The sequence below is a fragment of the Paracoccus angustae genome, assembly GCF_042648745.1.
GTDB classification, from domain to species: Bacteria; Pseudomonadota; Alphaproteobacteria; order Rhodobacterales; family Rhodobacteraceae; genus Paracoccus; species Paracoccus angustae.
The window spans coordinates 203324-218213 of sequence record NZ_JBHRXY010000002.1 but is presented as its reverse complement, the minus strand read 5'-3'; the positions used below and the strand labels follow the sequence as shown (position 1 = coordinate 218213).

Below are 14890 nucleotides of genomic sequence, written 5' to 3'. Positions count from 1 at the left end.
CTTCGGACCTTGCAAAGATCGGGGGCGATGACGGCCGCGGGCGATGTGGGCCGCCGGAGATGTGGGCCGCCGGAGATGTAGGCCGTCGTGGGGATCATGTTCCATCGGCCGGTCCACGCCCAGGATCAGCGCCGGTCCCCGATCCGCAGGCTCGCCCGGGCACCGTGAAAGCTGCTGCCACGGCCGATGGGCTGCCCGGAATGCCCATGGACCCGGCTTTGCCTGAAGAACGATACTGCCGCTTATCGAATGACGGCAAACCGGGGAGCTTGGATCGACTGATCCGATCTTTGCGAACGGTTCATGCACATGTTTAAAGCGGTCTCTGGCGTCACGCCTTGGGTTTTCACCTTTTCGATGACACACTGACGCCGTGCCCTTTGCTTTGCCTGGGAACCGGCGCAAATCCTCATAGCTTCTTCGATTCTGATGCCGTGTCTGTCTTTCACATCCGCGGCGCATTGCCGGATATCCCACGCGGCATATGCTCCTTGAGCGGAAAGGAGCAATATGGCGATGACAGCTTTCATGATAACCCTCCTTCCTTGGCGTGATGTTCCAGGATCCGCCGGCCGCTTCTCGCCCGGCTGGCGGGACGTCCGGCCGCAAGCGTAGACGAATTCCTTGTTCGGTCTCAACAAGCGGAAGGGGAAAGGCGTTCTGCTGGCTTCGAGAAACGCCCTGAGATCTCGCCCACGGGCCTGGCGGGCGCGAATGGTTCGATCCCCGTCGCGCAAAGGCCCAGGCGATCAGGCGGAGGGCGCCTGTGAGGGCGAAGGCCATCGCGATCAGGATCAGGATCAGGGTCGTCCGCCAGGTCCATGGGCATGATCATGTCCTCCGTCCCGTTTTCCGGGCTTTCCGTGACCTCTCGCGCCGCGGTCCTGCGTGCCGGTTCCCTGGAACGAACCTGGCACGCCTTCGCCGATCCGCCATGATCTTGTGCATGCGCCCGCGCTGGCGCCCGCCCGCGCTCCGGTATAGGTTGCCGGTCATGAGCGTCTGGACCCTGCATTTTCTGAACGCGCGTCTGGAATTGACGCCTGTTCTGTCGGAACTGCGCGCCGCCAGCCGCGAAGCGGTGGCGCGGGCGTCGGACCATGCCGACCTGCCGGATTTCGATCTTGTGGTCCGTCCGCAATCCGACCGTTCCGCCGATGGCGCGGTCCAGGGCCAGTGCCCCGCGCCCGGCGTGATCGAGATCGCCGTGACCCCCGACCGCTGCGACCCCGCGCACTACGCCCGCGTTCTGGTCCGCCAGACGGCGCATCTGGTCCGCTGGACCGGGCCGGGCTATGGCCGTTCGCTGGGCGAGGCGCTGGTCAGCGAGGGGCTGGCCGGACATTTCGTGTTGCAGGTCGTGGGCGGGCAGCCGGACGCCCTTGATGCCGTCCGCCCTGCGCAGGGCGCGATGCGGCAGGCGATGAACGAATGGGCGCGGCGCGATCACGACCACGCCCGATGGTTCAACGGAAAGGGCGATCTGCGCAAGGGAACCGGGCACAGCCTGGGCCACCAAATCGTCGCCGAGCATCTTGCGCAAAATCCCGGCGTTACCGCCGCCTCGCTGGCAACCGCTCCGGCCGAGCCGTTCCGCCAGGCCCTGCGCCGCCTGGCCGCGGCGGAAGGGCAGGCAGGCGCGGAAACGCCGTCAGAAGAATGAGGAGCGCGGGCTGCGGGTCAGGGCCATGGCCGCGCCCATGACCAGGCCCGCCAGGGTGCCGCCCAGATGCGCCTCCCAGGCGATCGAGGGCATCAGCACGGTCAGCGCCACGTTCAGCACCACCATCATCGCGACGCCGCGCCAAAGCTGCCCCAGGGGACGGCGGCGGCGCCAGCCGGTCACGGCGGCAAAGCCGATCAGCGCCCCCGCCAGCCCGAAGATCGCCCCCGACGCGCCGATCATCGGCCCGCCGTCGGGGGTCATCGCCGCGAACAGCAGGGCGGCGGCGACCTGCGCGACGGCATAAACCAGCGCCATGCGGCGCGGGCCGATCAGGCGGTTCAGTTCCCGCGCCAAGGCCACCAGCGACAGCATGTTCATGCCCAGGTGCAGCAGCCCGCCATGCAGAAAGCCGTAAGTGACGAAGATGGACAGAAGCTGGCCGGGAAAGACCCCGTGCCCGGCCCAGACGATCGGCGACCAGAAGCCCCCGAAGATCAGGGCCGCCTGCCTGACCACGGGATAGCCCAACAGGTCGGCGGCGATCGTCAGACCCTGGATCGCGCAGCACAGAACGATCACGCCCCTGACCCACAGGGGCAGGCGCGGCTGCAACCCGTCCCGGATGGCGACAAAGGGGTCCGAAGGGGCCACCATCAATCCGCCTTGATCTGCCGGGCCTCGGCCACCAGCATGATCGGAATCCCCGCGCGGACCGGAAAGGCCAGCCCCGCGGCCTTCGACACCAGTTCCTGCCGCGCGGCGTCATAGGACAGCGCCGCGTGCGTCACGGGGCAGACCAGCGCCTCGAGCATGTGGCGGTCGAACCCGGGATGGCCGGCATCGGGGTGGTCGGGATGGCTCATTGCAGTCGTTCCTCGTTGTCGCCGCCATGCAGGGCGAATTCGATCAGCCCTTGCAGCAGTTCGCGCCGATCCGCCAGGGTCGGGCTTTCCAGCAGAGCCTGCTTGTCGCCGGGCGAGAAGGGCAGCACCATGGACAGCGAATTGATCAGGGCCTCGTCCTGGGCCTCGGCTGCGGCGTCCCAGTCGGTGGACAGCTCGTGCGCCTCCATGTAGCGGCGCAGGAGGGGGAACAGCGCGTCGCGGTCCATCGCCGGATCCTCCTCGGGGCCCTTCAGGTCGCGGCCGAAGGAGGACCAGTCCACCTCGCCCACCAGATAGGGGGTGAAGCCGTCCTTCACCTCGGCCAGGCGGAAACGCGAAACGGCGCGCAGCGAGATCATCTGCCGCCCGTCGTCGGTTTCCGAGAAGGCCACCACGCGGCCCGCGCAGCCAATGGCGGCCAGTCCGCCGTCAGCGTTCTGACCCTCGGGCTGGATCAGGCCGATCAGGCGGTGGTCGGTCTTCAGCGTGTCGTCGAGCATTTGCAGATAGCGCGGCTCGAACACGTGCAGCGGGATCCGCGCGCGCGGCATCAGCACCGCCCCGGGCAGGGGGAACAGGGCGATGCGCGCGGGCAGATCGAAGCGGAACAGCATGGATCAGGCGAAGATCAGCGAGGACAGGCGGCGGCGGCCCTTCTGGACCAGCGGGTCGTTGGGCTTGAGGCTGTCGAAGATGGTCAAAAGCTGTGCCTTGGCCGCGCCTTCGTTCCAGTCGCGGTCTCGGCGGAAGCTGTCCAGAAGGATGTCGATGGCTTCGGCCACCTGGCCTGCGGCATGAAGGGCCTGGGCGTATTCCAGCCGCGCTTGCTGGTCGTCGGGATCGGCCTCGACCCGGGCCTGCAAGGCGTCCAGCGGACCGGCCTTGGCGGCCTGGCGGGCCAGGTGCAGCCGGGCGCGCGCGGCCTCGACCGGGGCGCTGGTCGCGGCGGGGGCGGGGATCCGGTCCAGCGCCGCCTGCGCGGCATCGGCATCGCCTGCCGCCAGATGGGCGCGGACCACGCCGGCCCAGGCGTCGTTGCTGGAGGGGTCTTCCTCGGCGATGGCGGCAAAGGTTTCGGCGGCGTCCGTGAAGGCGCCTTCCTCCAGCATCTGCTCGGCCGCGGCCAGGGCCTCGGCAAGCCCGCCGTCGTCGCCCGACAGGGCGGCCAGCTTGTCCACGAACTGCTTGACCTGGCTTTGCGGAACCGCGCCCTGGAAGGCATCGACCGGCTGGCCCTGGAAAAAGGCGTAAACGGTGGGGATCGACTGCACGCGCAGTTGCGCGGCGATCATCTGGTTTTCATCGACATTGACCTTGGCCATGCGGACGCGGCCCTTGTGGCGCGCGACCTCGGCCTCAAGCTGCGGTCCCAGGGTCTTGCAGGGGCCGCACCAGGGCGCCCAGAAATCGACGATCACCGGCACCTCCATGGAGGCCTGCACGACCTCGGCCATGAAGGTCGCCTCGGTCACGTCCTTGATGAAATCGGCGGTTTTGGGGGCGTCGGTCGCGCCGTCGAAAAGCATGGTCATGGGATCCCCAGATGGTTCGGGTCGGAACGGTTGGCGGCAATATGGGGGTTGGAACGCCGAAGGGGAAGGGTTGTTCGGGGCGGCAAGGCCGGGGTTTCGCACTCCCCCCTGGGGCCTGCCGGCCCCTTCTTCGCGGGAAAAGGTCCGCCGGACCTTTTCCAGGGCGCTTCGAAGCCCCGCAAAGACCTGCGCGAAGACGAATGGGCGTCAAAGGTCGAAGGATGCCAGCACCGGCACATGGTCGCTGGGCTGGTCCCAGCCTCGGCAGGGGCGCAGGATGCGGCTGGCATGCGCCGCATTGGCGATGTCGGGGCTGGCCCAGACGTGGTCCAGGCGGCGGCCCTTGTCGGCGGCGTCCCAATCCCTGGCGCGATAGCTCCACCAGGAATAGAGCAGCCCCGCCGGGATGTCCTGGCGCGTCACGTCCACCCATTTGCCCGCGTCCTGGGCGGCCAGAAGATGATCGACCTCGACGGGGGTGTGGCTGACGATCTTCAGCATCTGCTTGTGGGACCACACGTCGTCCTCGCGCGGGGCGATGTTCAGGTCGCCCACCAGGATCGACTTCCGCGGATTGTCGGCGTGAAAGACGTCGCGCATCTCGGCCACGAAATCCAGCTTCTGGCCGAACTTCTCGTTCACGGTGCGGTCGGGGATTTCGCCGCCCGCGGGCACATACATGTTGTGGATCGTCACGCCGTTTTCCAGCCGGGCCGCGACATGGCGGGCGTGGCCAAGGCGCGCGTAATCGCGGTCGCCCGCATCTTCCAGCGGCAGGCGCGACAGGATCGCCACGCCGTTGTAGCCCTTTTGGCCGCGCGCCACGATCCAGTTGTAGCCAAGCGCCCGGAACTGCTCCAGGGGGATCTTCTCGACCGGGGACTTGCATTCCTGAAGGCAGAGGATGTCCGGCGCCTCCTCGCGCAGCAAGCGGGCGACCAGGCCCTCGCGCAGGCGGACCGAGTTGATGTTCCAGGTGGCGATGGTGAACATGCGGCAGGCTCCTTTGGCGCGGACCCTAGCGGCGGGAGCGGCCAAAGTCGAGTTGACGCGGCGGCAGGAAAAAAGCGTGGAACATCAATCGCTGCTTGGTGATCGGGGAAACTGCGGCTAAGCAATGCCCCGGCAAGCCAGGGGGACAGAATGCGATTGACGGTGGACGAGGCTTTGGCGCGCGGCGGGGCCGGACGGTTCCAGCGGCGGCTTCTGGGAATCTTCGGGCTGGTCTGGGCCGCCGACGCCATGCAGGTGATCGCGGTGGGCTTTGCCGCGCCCTCGGTCGCCGCCACCTTCGGGATCGAACGGGTGACGGCCTTTCAGATCGGCACGGTGTTCTTTGCGGGGATGTTCCTGGGCGCCTTCGCCTTCGGCCGGATCGCGGACCGGATCGGGCGGCGCAACATCCTGGTGCTGACGGTGGGAATGGACGCGATCTTCGGACTGGCGTCGGTGTTCGCGCAGGACTTCACGCTGCTTCTGGTGCTGCGCTTTCTGACCGGCGTGGCCGTGGGCGGCACGCTGCCGGTGGATTACGCGATGATGGCGGAATTCCTGCCGCCGCGGAACCGGGGCCGCTGGCTGGTCTGGCTGGAAGGCTTCTGGGCCGTGGGCACGGTGGTCGTGGCGCTGACGGCCTGGATCGCCGTGGCCCAGGAGGCTGCGGCTCCCTGGCGGTGGATCTTCGCGGTGGCCGCGATCCCGGCGGTGATCGGGATTTTCCTGCGGCTGTGGGTGCCGGAATCGCCCATGTACCTGATCCGCAAGGGGGACGGAGCAGGCGCAAGGGCGGTGATCGACAAGGTGCTGGTGACGAACGGAATGCAGCCGCTGCCGCAGGATGCCGAACTGGTCCCGGCGGCGGTTCCGACGGGATCCGAGACCTCGATCTTCTCGGACCTGCTGCGGGCGCGGACGGTCGGCGTGCTGGCGGTGTGGTTCCTGGTGTCGCTGTCCTATTACGGCGTCTTCGTCTGGGTGCCCGGCCAGCTTGCGACCGACGGCTTCGGCTTCGTGCGCGGATACGAATTCCTGGTGGTGCTGGCGCTTGCGCAGGTGCCGGGCTATGCCCTGGCCGCATGGGGGGTCGAGGCCGTGGGCCGCCGCGCCACGCTGCTGGGCTTTCTGCTGCTCAGCGCCGCCGGATGCGCGCTGTTCACGGTGGCCGCCGGCACCGCCATGGTCGCGGGGGCGCTGATCCTGATGAGTTTCGCGCTGCTGGGCACCTGGGGCGCGCTTTACGCCTTTACGCCCGAACTTTATCCCACGCACCTGCGCGGCACCGGCATGGGCACCGCCAGCGCGGTGGCGCGGCTTGGCGGCATCCTGGCGCCCAGCCTGCTGGCCTTTGTCTTCGCCCGGGGCTTCGGCTTTGCCATCGGCGTCTTCGCCGCGCTGCTGCTGCTGGGGGCCTTGGCGCTGCTGCTGGTCAGGACCGAGACGCGCGATCAGGCCATCGCCTGAAACCGCAGGCCCGCGCGGTCCGTTGCCCTGTCGGTCACAGGAGGACAAAGGCATGGGCCAACTGGTCGAGGGCGTCTGGAAGGACGAATGGTACGACACCGGATCGAGCGGCGGAGAGTTCGTCCGCGACACCGCCAAGCACCGCAACTGGGTGACCGCCGACGGCAGCCCCGGCCCCACGGGCGAGGGCGGCTTCAAGGCGGAAAGCGGGCGATACCACCTGTATGTGTCATACGCCTGCCCCTGGGCGCACCGGACGCTGATCTTCCGGGCGCTGAAGGGGCTGGCGGATCACATCGACGTTTCCGTCGTCCATCCCGACATGCTGTGGAACGGGTGGGAGTTCCGCACTGACTTCGACGGCGCGACGGGCGACCGGCTGTTCGGCGAGCCTTATCTCTACAAGCTGTATCTGCGCGCCGATCCCAAGGCCTCGGGGCGGGTGACGGTGCCGGTGCTGTGGGACCGCGACGGGGACCGGATCGTGTCCAACGAAAGCGCCGACATCATCCGCATGTTCAACGGGGCCTTCGACGGGGTGACGGGCAACAGCGACGACTACTGGCCCGGGGAACTCCGCGACGCGATCGGGCATCTGAACGACCGCATCTACGACACGGTGAACAACGGCGTCTACAAGGCGGGCTTCGCCACCAGCCAGGACGCCTATGACAAGGCCGTCCATCCGCTGTTCGACAGCCTGGACTGGATCGAGGGCATCCTGGCCCAGAACCGCTATCTGGCCGGCGAGCGCATCACCGAGGCCGACTGGCGCCTGTTCACCACCATTGCCCGCTTCGATGCGGTTTATCATACGCATTTCAAGTGCAACCGGCGGCGGATCGTGGATTACCCGAACCTGTGGGGATGGGCGCGGGAACTGTATCAGGTGCCCGGCGTGGCCGAGACGGTGCGGCCCGACCATTTCATGCGGCATTACTACTTTAGCCACGACATGGTGAACCCGCACCGGATCATTCCCATCGGCCCGGACATCGACTGGACCGCGCCGCATGGCCGGGGGTGACAACAGGAAGCCCCGGCGCGGGAAAACGCCGGGGCATCAGGGAAAGGGAGGGAGAGACGTGGCCGCATCCGCCGACCACTGGGCTTCGTGCTTACAACGCCTGCTTCCCGGCCGGGTTCCGCTCGGAGCGCACAGGCGTTGCCGGGCGACACATTCCCTTGCAGACTGGTGCAAGAAAACCAGGAGGCTTTGATGGCGACAAGCGAGGACGGAAAGCTCAACGCGGCTTGCCACTGCGGCATGGTCAGGTTCCAGGTCCATCTGGCGGACGGCTTCAACACCATCCGCCGCTGTACCTGTTCCTATTGCCGGATGCGCGGGGCGATTGCCGTTTCGGCAAGGCTGGGAGACATCCAGTTCCTGGCCGGCGAGGATAACCTTACGCTTTATCAGTTCAACACCGGCACGGCGAAGCACTACTTTTGCAGGACTTGCGGGATCTACACCCATCACCAAAGGCGTTCAAACCCCCGGGAGTTCGGCATCAATGTGGCCTGTCTCGAGGGTATCAGTCCCTTCGATTTCGCCGAGGTGCCGGTTCTGGACGGCGTTACGCATCCGTCGGACACGAGTTCCGGTCCGTGTCCGGCAGGCGTGCTGCGCTTCGAGCCTGCGCCGTAAGGGTGGGTATCTGTCCACTAAAAGGCCCGGCGCAATCGCCGGGCCTTTCCGTCACGCCACCAGCCGATACCCGCCCGATTCCGTCACCAGCAGCCTGGCATTGCTGGGATCGGGCTCGATCTTTTGGCGCAGGCGATAAATGTGGGTTTCCAGCGTGTGCGTGGTCACGCCCGCGTTGTAGCCCCAGACCTCGTGCAGCAGCACGTCGCGTGCGACCACGCCGTCCTGCGCGCGGTACAGGAACTTGAGGATGTTGGTTTCCTTCTCGGTCAGGCGGATCTTGCGGTCCTTCGTGTCGATCAGCATCTTCATCGCGGGCTTGAAGGTATAAGGCCCAAGCTGGAAGATCGCGTCCTCGGACTGTTCATGGGTGCGCAGTTGCGCGCGCAGGCGGGCCAGCAGGACCGGGAACTTGAACGGCTTGGTGATGTAGTCGTTCGCGCCCGCGTCCAGCCCCAGAATGGTGTCGGCGTCGGTGTCGTGGCCGGTCAGCATGACGATGGGGCATTTCACGTTCAGCTTGCGCAGCTTCTTGCACAGCTCGCGCCCGTCGGTGTCGGGCAGGCCCACGTCCAGGATCACCAGGTCGAAGATGGCGCCCTTGGCCGCGTCCACGGCGCCCGCGCCGGTGCCCGCCTCGGTCACGTCGAATTCGTCGGTGGCGATCAGCTGTTCGGCCAAGGCCTCGCGCAGGTCTTCCTCGTCGTCGACCAGCAGGATCTTTTTCAGTCCGGGCATGTTGCCTCCCTTCGCTTGTTGCGCGATCAGGTGGGCAGGACGCGCCGCCCCGTCCAGCATCATGTCGGAAATCTCACATGGAGTTGTCGGGAAGGGCGCTTATGTTTCAGAATGTTTCAACCTGCCGGACCCTTGATGAGCCTGATCCCCACCCTGGCCGAAACCGTGTCGCGCGCGCGCAGCGATCTGCGCGTGGGGCTGCCGGTGATGATCGGCGGGCATCTGGTCGCGGCGGTGGAAACGCTGGCGCCCGCGCGGCTGGAGGCGATCCGCGCGCTTGGGCGGCCCGTGCTGGCGCTGACCGAACGGCGGGCCGAGACGCTGAAGGCGCGGGCCTATGACGACGGGCTGGCCCGCGTGATCGTGCCGCCTGACGCCGATCACGCCTGGCTGCGGGCGCTGGCCGATCCTTCGGGCGATCTGATGACGCCGATGAAAGGGCCGCTGTTCACCGAACGCGAGGGCGACGCCACGCCGCATCTGGCCGGGCTGGCGCTGGCGAAATCGGCCCAGCTTTTGCCTGCCGTGCTGGTGGTCGCGGCGGATCCCCTGCCGGGTCTGACGCAGGTCGCGCCGGGACCGCTGCTGGCGCAACTGGCGCACGAGGCCGCCTTGGCCCCGGTCGCCGCCGCCAATCTGCCGCTGGTCGCGGCGGAACGCGCGCGCCTGCACATCTTCCGCCCCGACGACGGCGGGGCCGAGCATTACGCCATCGAGATCGGCGACCCGCCGCGCGACGCGCCGGTGTTGGCGCGGCTGCATTCGGCCTGCTTCACGGGCGACGTGCTGGGCAGCCTGAAATGCGACTGCGGTCCGCAACTGCACGCGGCCCTGACAACCATGGGCCAGGCGGGGCAGGGGGTGCTGCTGTATCTGAACCAGGAGGGCCGGGGGATCGGGCTGGCCAACAAGATGCGCGCCTATGCGCTTCAGAACCAGGGCTTCGACACGGTGCAGGCCAATCACCGCCTGGGGTTCGAGGATGACGAGCGCGATTTCCGCATCGGCGCGGCGCTGCTGCGGCGGATGGGGTTTTCGCAGACGCGGCTGATGACCAACAATCCGCGAAAGGTGGCGATGATGGAAAGCCATGGGATCGCCGTGACCGAGCGCGTGCCGCTGGTGGTCGGCCGCAACCGCTTCAACGAGGGGTATCTGGACACAAAGGCCGAAAAGTCGGGGCATCTGCTGTGAGGCCGGACGATCTGGTGCTGACGCCCCAGGGGGTGCGGTATCGCGGGCGGCTGTTCCCGTGCAGCATCGGCAAGCGCGGCGTGGCGCGCGACAAGCGCGAGGGGGATGGCGCCACGCCTGCGGGGGTGATGCGGATCACCGGGCTGTGGTACCGGCCCGACCGCCTGGCGCGGCCTGCGGCATGGGCGCAACCCATCGGCCCGGGCGACCTGTGGTGCGACGCCCCCGACCATCCGGGATACAACCGTCACGCGCGCGCGCCCTTGGCGGCGAGCCACGAAAGGCTGCGCCGGGCCGATCCGCTGTACGACCTGGTGCTGACAACCGACTGGAACTGGCCCGAGGCGGTGCCGGGGCGGGGGTCGGCGATCTTTCTGCATCAATGGCGCAGGCCGGGCTTTGGGACCGAAGGGTGCATCGCCTTTGCAAGGCGGGATCTGATATGGATCGCGCGGCGGGCCGCCCCGGGAACAAGGGTGGTCGTGGCGCAAGCTCGCATGGGCGGGAACTGGACACGCACTGCGTTTCCCCTGCCCAGGTGCGACAGCGCCATTGAAAACGGTGCCGCACCACAACCGCAGTAGGCCGGCGCCCGTCTCGGCGGGCGAAAAGCGCCCGCCGGGGGCGGGTCGGGGGCGGGGGCGGGCGCCGGCCGGGCCTTCGGGGCCCGGCGGCCTTGATGGGCAGGGCATCGCGTGGCGAAGGCGACGGCCTTCGCCGGTTCATCTCTACAGCGCATTGCGCGGCATCGGCAGCTCGCCCCGGTTATACGGTCCCCAATCCGTCACCTCGGGATAGAACCGCCTGCGCCAGGCGCGGACGCGCGGGTTCATCCGCCGCCGCCACCAGGGCGGGATCATGGCGGCAAAGGTCATCGCCGGATAGCCGAAGGGCAGCTGCGGGGCCTCGTTCTCGCCATAGGTTTGCAGCAGGGGAAAGCGCCGGTCGGGCTTGCAGTGGTGGTCGGAATGGCGTTGGAGGTTGATCAGCAGCCAGTTCGAGGCCGTGTGGCTGGCGTTCCAGCTGTGGCGCGGCAGGATAGGTTCATACCGCCCGTCGCCCAGATGCTTTCGGGTCAGGCCGTAATGTTCGACATAGTTCACGACCTCGAGCTGCCAAACGGCGACAAAGGCCTGAAAGGCGAACAGCCCCAGGCCCTGCACGCCGCCCAGGGCCAGGGCCAGCAGGACCATCCCGCCTTGCAGCGCCCCGTAGCGCCAGAACGGATTGCGCCGGTCCCGGGGGCCGCGGCCCGCCCGCGCCAGCAGCCGTGTTTCCGCCCGCCAGGCGCTGGCGGGGCCGTCGCGCAGCACCCGCCAGAAAAAGCCGTAGAAGCTTTCGTCATAGCGCGCCGACACCGCGTCGCGGGGAGTCGAGACCCAGGCGTGATGAACCAGCAGATGCTCGGTCCTGAAATGCGAATACAGCACCGAAGCCAGCAGCAGATCGCCCATCCAGCGTTCCACGGCGGTTTTCTGGTGCAGAAGCTCGTGAGCGTAAACCATGCCGATGGTGCCCGACAGCACGCCCGCGCCGAAGAACAACCCCAGCTTTTCAAGGCCCGACAGGTGGCCTGCACGGGTCGCATACCAGATCCCGCCGAAGATCGCGGCGAATTGCAGCGGAAACCAGATCACCGTCACGGCGCGGTGCCAGAACAGCGCAGAGGTTTCCGTCCGGGGATCGGGGTTTTCAGTGTTCAGCCCCAGCACGCCGTCCAGGGCGGTCGTCAGATACCAGGCATAGGCGGGCAGCAGCATCCACCACGATCCGCCCCAGGCCGCCGCCAGGGCGACCAACGGCAGCATGACCAGGGACATCCAGAAAGGCGCCGCGGGCGGCAATCTGCTTGGGGTTGAATCGCTCATGCCAGCGATGTTACGCGGCGATTTCCGCGCGCGCCATATCCCAGACCTTGCGCATCAGACCGGGCAGGGCGTCCCGGTCGATATGCCGCAGCGGCACCAGACGGCCGCGCGCGGGCGGGCCGTCCAGATCGCCCGCCATCACCTGCAAGGACAGGTTGAAATGGGTGAAGACATGGCGGACATGGCCGATCTCTCGCCACGCCGCGGCGCCGGGCGGCGGCAGGTCGCGCCCGTCCCAATGGGCCGAGGGGAAGGCCAGCGTGCCCCCCAGCAGGCCCTTGGCCGGGCGTTCCTCGACCACCACGGCATCGCCGTGGCGGGCCACCCAGGCGATGCCGGCGCGGTCGGGCTTGGCCGCCTTGGGCGCCTTGCGGGGCAGGCTGGCGGCGATGCCCAGGGCGCGGGCGTCGCACTGGTGGATCAGCGGGCAGATGCCGCAGGCCGGGTTGCGCGGCGTGCAGATCGTGGCGCCCAGATCCATCATCGCCTGGGCATAGTCGCCGGGGCGCTGCTGCGGGGTCAGCGTTTCGGCCAGCGCCACCAGTTCGGACTTGGCGGCGGGCAGGGGCGTTTCCACCGCGAACAGCCGCGCCACCACGCGTTCGACATTGCCGTCGACCACGGTTTCCGGCGCGTCATGGGCGATGGCGGCGATCGCGGCCGAGGTATAGGCCCCGATCCCCGGCAGGCCGCGCAAGCCGTCGCGCGTTTGCGGGAACCCGCCCATGGCGGACACCGCCCGGGCGCAGGCCAGCAGGTTGCGGGCGCGGGCGTAATAGCCGAGCCCCGCCCATTCGGCCATAACCCGCGCGTCGTCCGCCGCGGCCAGATCCTGGACCGTCGGCCACAGCGCCGTGAAGCGTTCGAAATAGGCCCTGACCGCCGCCACGGTGGTTTGTTGCAGCATCACCTCGGACAGCCAGACGCGATAAGGGTCTGCCCCGCCGCCCCCCGGCGGCACGCGCCAGGGCAGGACGCGCGCGTGGCGGTCATACCAGTCCAGAAGCTGCGGGGCGATCACCCTTGTGTCACGCAATATTCAGGCCCTTGTTCCGATCCCCCGCTTTCCTCCGGGGGCGGGGCTGATTAAGGATATGGGGGTGATACCCGGACAGGCAATGATGGCACGATCGCCCGACCACCCCCGCACCCCCATGGCCCGCCGCAGGCGCGGCTTCCAGCAGGCGGCGACGCTTCTGGCGGACCGGGTGCAGAAGGCCGCCGAGGGGCGGGGCTTCGCCGTCGCCCGCCTGCTGACCCACTGGCCCGAGATCGCCGGACCCCAGCTTGCCGCCATGACCCGGCCCGTGCGCATCAGCCACGCGCGCGGCGGATTCGGCGCCACGCTGACCTTGCTGACCACCGGCCCCGTCGCCCCCCTGGTCGAGATGCAGCTGCCGCAGCTGCGCGACCGGGTGAACGCCTGCTACGGCTACAACGCCGTGCAGCGGATCGTGCTGACCCAGACGGCGGCCAGCGGGTTCGCCGAAGGCCAGGCCGTCTTCGCCCCGGCGGCCGCCAGGCCGGCCGCGCCCGATCCGGCCAGCCGCCAGGCCGCCGACCAGGTCGCCCGCCAGTTCGAGGATCCCGCCCTGGCCGAGGCGATGGCCCGGCTGGCGCTGAACATCGCAACCAAACGACACCGGAACCACCGAAAGGATTTTCCATGCTGATCCGCTCTGCCGCAGCCGCCCTGGCGTTCGCCCTTGCCGCTCCGGCCGCCATGGCCCAGGAGGCCGCGCCCGCCGCGCAGGCCGAAACCCTGCCCGACATCAGCCTGGGGTCCGACGACGCGCCGCTGACGGTGATCGAATATGCCAGCTTCACCTGCGGCCATTGCGCGAATTTCCATGCCGAGACCTGGCCGAAGCTGAAGGCCGAATATGTCGATACCGGCAAGGTGAAGTTCATCCAGCGCGACGTCTACTTCGACCAGCCGGGCCTTTGGGCGGGCGTGCTCGCGCGCTGCGGCGGGGACGAAAAGTTCTATGCCGTGTCCGACATGCTGTTCGACGAACAGAAGGACTGGCTGGCCGGCGGCACGGGCGAGGAGATCGCCGCGAACCTGCGCAAGATCGGGCTCAAGGCCGGCATGACCGAGGAGCAGATGACCGCTTGCTGGGAAGACACCGCCAAGGCCGAGCGGCTGATCGCGACCTTTCAGCAGAACGCCACCGCTGACGGGATCGAGGCGACCCCCACCTTCATCATCGGCGGCGAGAAGGTCATGAACCAGCCGTGGGAGGACATGAAGGAGATCATCGACGGCAAGCTGGCCGAGGCGAACTGATCCCGCGCCGTGGCCCGTCTGCCCCGGCGGGCGGGCCAAGTTCATCCGCGGAATTGCTTTTTTATTGATCAGACAGCATGCTTTCCTTGCGCCCGGTGCGGCGCGTGTCACATGGGAAAGCCTGCCAATGATCAGAGAGTTCCGAGAGTTCATCGCCCGCGGCAATGTCATCGACCTTGCCGTCGGCATCATCATCGGCGCGGCCTTCACCGCGATCGTCAATTCGGTGGTGGCCGATCTCATCAATCCGATCCTCGGCGTGCTGACCGGGGGGGTCGATTTCTCGAACCTGTATTTCGTGCTGCCGACCGACATCGCCGTCCCCGAGAATGCAAGCCTTGCCGCCGCCCGCGAGACCGGGGCGCCGATCTTCGCCTATGGCGCCTTTCTGATGGCAGTGCTGAACTTCCTGATCATCGCCTGGGCGGTGTTCCTGCTGGTCAAGGGCGTGAACCGCCTGCAACGCCTGGCGGTCCGCCAGCAGGAGGAGGTCGTCGTGGCCGCCCCCACCCAGGAAGAACTGCTGGCCCAGATCCGCGACCTTCTGGCCGACCGGTCGGGGTCCTCGGACTATCCGCTGCCCCGGCCTTAGATCCGCGGCGGTCCCGGC

17 protein-coding genes and 1 pseudogene are annotated in these 14890 nt (G+C 67.9%); 9 read left to right on the top strand and 9 right to left on the bottom strand.

Annotated features, from left to right (window positions below; genetic code table 11):
- Positions 1-242: 242 nt before the first annotated feature.
- Positions 243-530 (bottom strand): hypothetical protein, encoded by a 288-nt coding sequence (locus tag ACFOM8_RS04155; protein WP_377759579.1) that lies wholly within the window; start codon positions 528-530, stop codon positions 243-245.
- 464 nt (positions 531-994) lie between these two features.
- Here ACFOM8_RS04155 and ACFOM8_RS04150 point away from each other — a divergent pair, with 464 nt between their 5' ends.
- Complete coding sequence (locus ACFOM8_RS04150) at positions 995-1663, top strand: DUF2268 domain-containing putative Zn-dependent protease (protein WP_377759577.1); 669 nt, start codon at positions 995-997, stop codon at positions 1661-1663.
- On the opposite strand, the gene ACFOM8_RS04145 is transcribed toward ACFOM8_RS04150, so the two are convergent.
- From ACFOM8_RS04145 to ACFOM8_RS04125, 5 genes are all read right to left on the bottom strand, one after another.
- Entirely contained in the window at positions 1652-2320 is a 669-nt protein-coding gene (locus tag ACFOM8_RS04145) for a rhomboid family intramembrane serine protease (protein WP_377759575.1), read from the bottom strand. The genes ACFOM8_RS04150 and ACFOM8_RS04145 overlap by 12 nt on opposite strands.
- On the bottom strand, positions 2320-2529 hold the full coding sequence (locus ACFOM8_RS04140) for a Trm112 family protein (RefSeq protein ID WP_377759573.1): 210 nt from the start codon (positions 2527-2529) through the stop codon (positions 2320-2322). Before ACFOM8_RS04140 ends, ACFOM8_RS04145 begins: the two co-directional genes overlap by 1 nt.
- On the bottom strand, positions 2526-3164 hold the full coding sequence (locus ACFOM8_RS04135; RefSeq protein WP_377759571.1) for an LON peptidase substrate-binding domain-containing protein: 639 nt from the start codon (positions 3162-3164) through the stop codon (positions 2526-2528). Before ACFOM8_RS04135 ends, ACFOM8_RS04140 begins: the two co-directional genes overlap by 4 nt.
- Positions 3165-3167: 3 nt before the next feature.
- A complete protein-coding gene (trxA, locus tag ACFOM8_RS04130) occupies positions 3168-4076 on the bottom strand; it encodes a thioredoxin (RefSeq protein WP_377760063.1) in 909 nt (302 codons plus the stop codon).
- Between the two features lie 213 nt (positions 4077-4289).
- The gene (locus ACFOM8_RS04125; protein WP_377759569.1) at positions 4290-5075 is read right to left on the bottom strand and encodes an exodeoxyribonuclease III; all 786 of its coding nucleotides are present in this window, start codon (positions 5073-5075) and stop codon (positions 4290-4292) included.
- Positions 5076-5225: 150 nt separating this feature from the next.
- On the opposite strand from ACFOM8_RS04125, the gene ACFOM8_RS04120 reads away from it, so the two are divergent.
- The 3 genes from ACFOM8_RS04120 (at position 5226) to ACFOM8_RS04110 (ending at position 8190) form a co-directional block, all read left to right on the top strand.
- Positions 5226-6542 carry an MFS transporter gene (locus ACFOM8_RS04120; protein ID WP_377759567.1) on the top strand — a complete coding sequence of 439 codons (1317 nt, stop codon included), beginning with the start codon at positions 5226-5228 and terminating at the stop codon, positions 6540-6542.
- 52 nt (positions 6543-6594) lie between these two features.
- The gene (locus ACFOM8_RS04115) at positions 6595-7569 is read left to right on the top strand and encodes a glutathione S-transferase family protein (protein WP_377759565.1); all 975 of its coding nucleotides are present in this window, start codon (positions 6595-6597) and stop codon (positions 7567-7569) included.
- Positions 7570-7761: 192 nt separating this feature from the next.
- Positions 7762-8190 carry a GFA family protein gene (locus tag ACFOM8_RS04110; RefSeq protein ID WP_377759563.1) on the top strand — a complete coding sequence of 143 codons (429 nt, stop codon included), beginning with the start codon at positions 7762-7764 and terminating at the stop codon, positions 8188-8190.
- Positions 8191-8241: 51 nt separating this feature from the next.
- Here ACFOM8_RS04110 and ACFOM8_RS04105 read toward each other — a convergent pair whose 3' ends face one another.
- Entirely contained in the window at positions 8242-8928 is a 687-nt protein-coding gene (locus ACFOM8_RS04105) for a response regulator transcription factor (protein WP_377759561.1), read from the bottom strand.
- Positions 8929-9063: 135 nt separating this feature from the next.
- On the opposite strand from ACFOM8_RS04105, the gene ribA reads away from it, so the two are divergent.
- Positions 9064-10122, top strand: coding sequence for a GTP cyclohydrolase II (gene ribA / locus ACFOM8_RS04100; protein ID WP_377759559.1), 1059 nt, complete (start codon positions 9064-9066; stop codon positions 10120-10122).
- Positions 10119-10610 (top strand): annotated as a pseudogene (locus ACFOM8_RS04095) (L,D-transpeptidase family protein); the annotation flags it as partial. The gene ribA and the pseudogene ACFOM8_RS04095, both read left to right, overlap by 4 nt.
- Before the next feature lie 240 nt (positions 10611-10850).
- Here ACFOM8_RS04095 and ACFOM8_RS04090 read toward each other — a convergent pair.
- Both ACFOM8_RS04090 and ACFOM8_RS04085 read right to left on the bottom strand, forming a co-directional pair.
- Positions 10851-11930, bottom strand: a complete 1080-nt coding sequence (locus ACFOM8_RS04090; RefSeq protein WP_377759557.1) for an alkane 1-monooxygenase — start codon at positions 11928-11930, stop codon at positions 10851-10853.
- 70 nt (positions 11931-12000) lie between these two features.
- Positions 12001-13026, bottom strand: a complete 1026-nt coding sequence (locus ACFOM8_RS04085; protein ID WP_377759555.1) for an A/G-specific adenine glycosylase — start codon at positions 13024-13026, stop codon at positions 12001-12003.
- A gap of 85 nt (positions 13027-13111) precedes the next feature.
- Here ACFOM8_RS04085 and ACFOM8_RS04080 point away from each other — a divergent pair, with 85 nt between their 5' ends.
- The 3 genes from ACFOM8_RS04080 (at position 13112) to mscL (ending at position 14872) form a co-directional block, all read left to right on the top strand.
- Positions 13112-13663 (top strand): DUF721 domain-containing protein, encoded by a 552-nt coding sequence (locus tag ACFOM8_RS04080; protein ID WP_377759554.1) that lies wholly within the window; start codon positions 13112-13114, stop codon positions 13661-13663.
- Positions 13657-14280: a DsbA family protein gene (locus tag ACFOM8_RS04075; RefSeq protein WP_377759552.1), complete on the top strand. Its 624-nt coding sequence runs from the start codon at positions 13657-13659 to the stop codon at positions 14278-14280. The genes ACFOM8_RS04080 and ACFOM8_RS04075 overlap by 7 nt, the downstream gene beginning before the upstream one ends.
- A gap of 121 nt (positions 14281-14401) precedes the next feature.
- Positions 14402-14872 carry a large conductance mechanosensitive channel protein MscL gene (gene mscL, locus ACFOM8_RS04070; protein WP_377760061.1) on the top strand — a complete coding sequence of 157 codons (471 nt, stop codon included), beginning with the start codon at positions 14402-14404 and terminating at the stop codon, positions 14870-14872.
- The last annotated feature ends 18 nt before the right edge of the window (positions 14873-14890 follow it).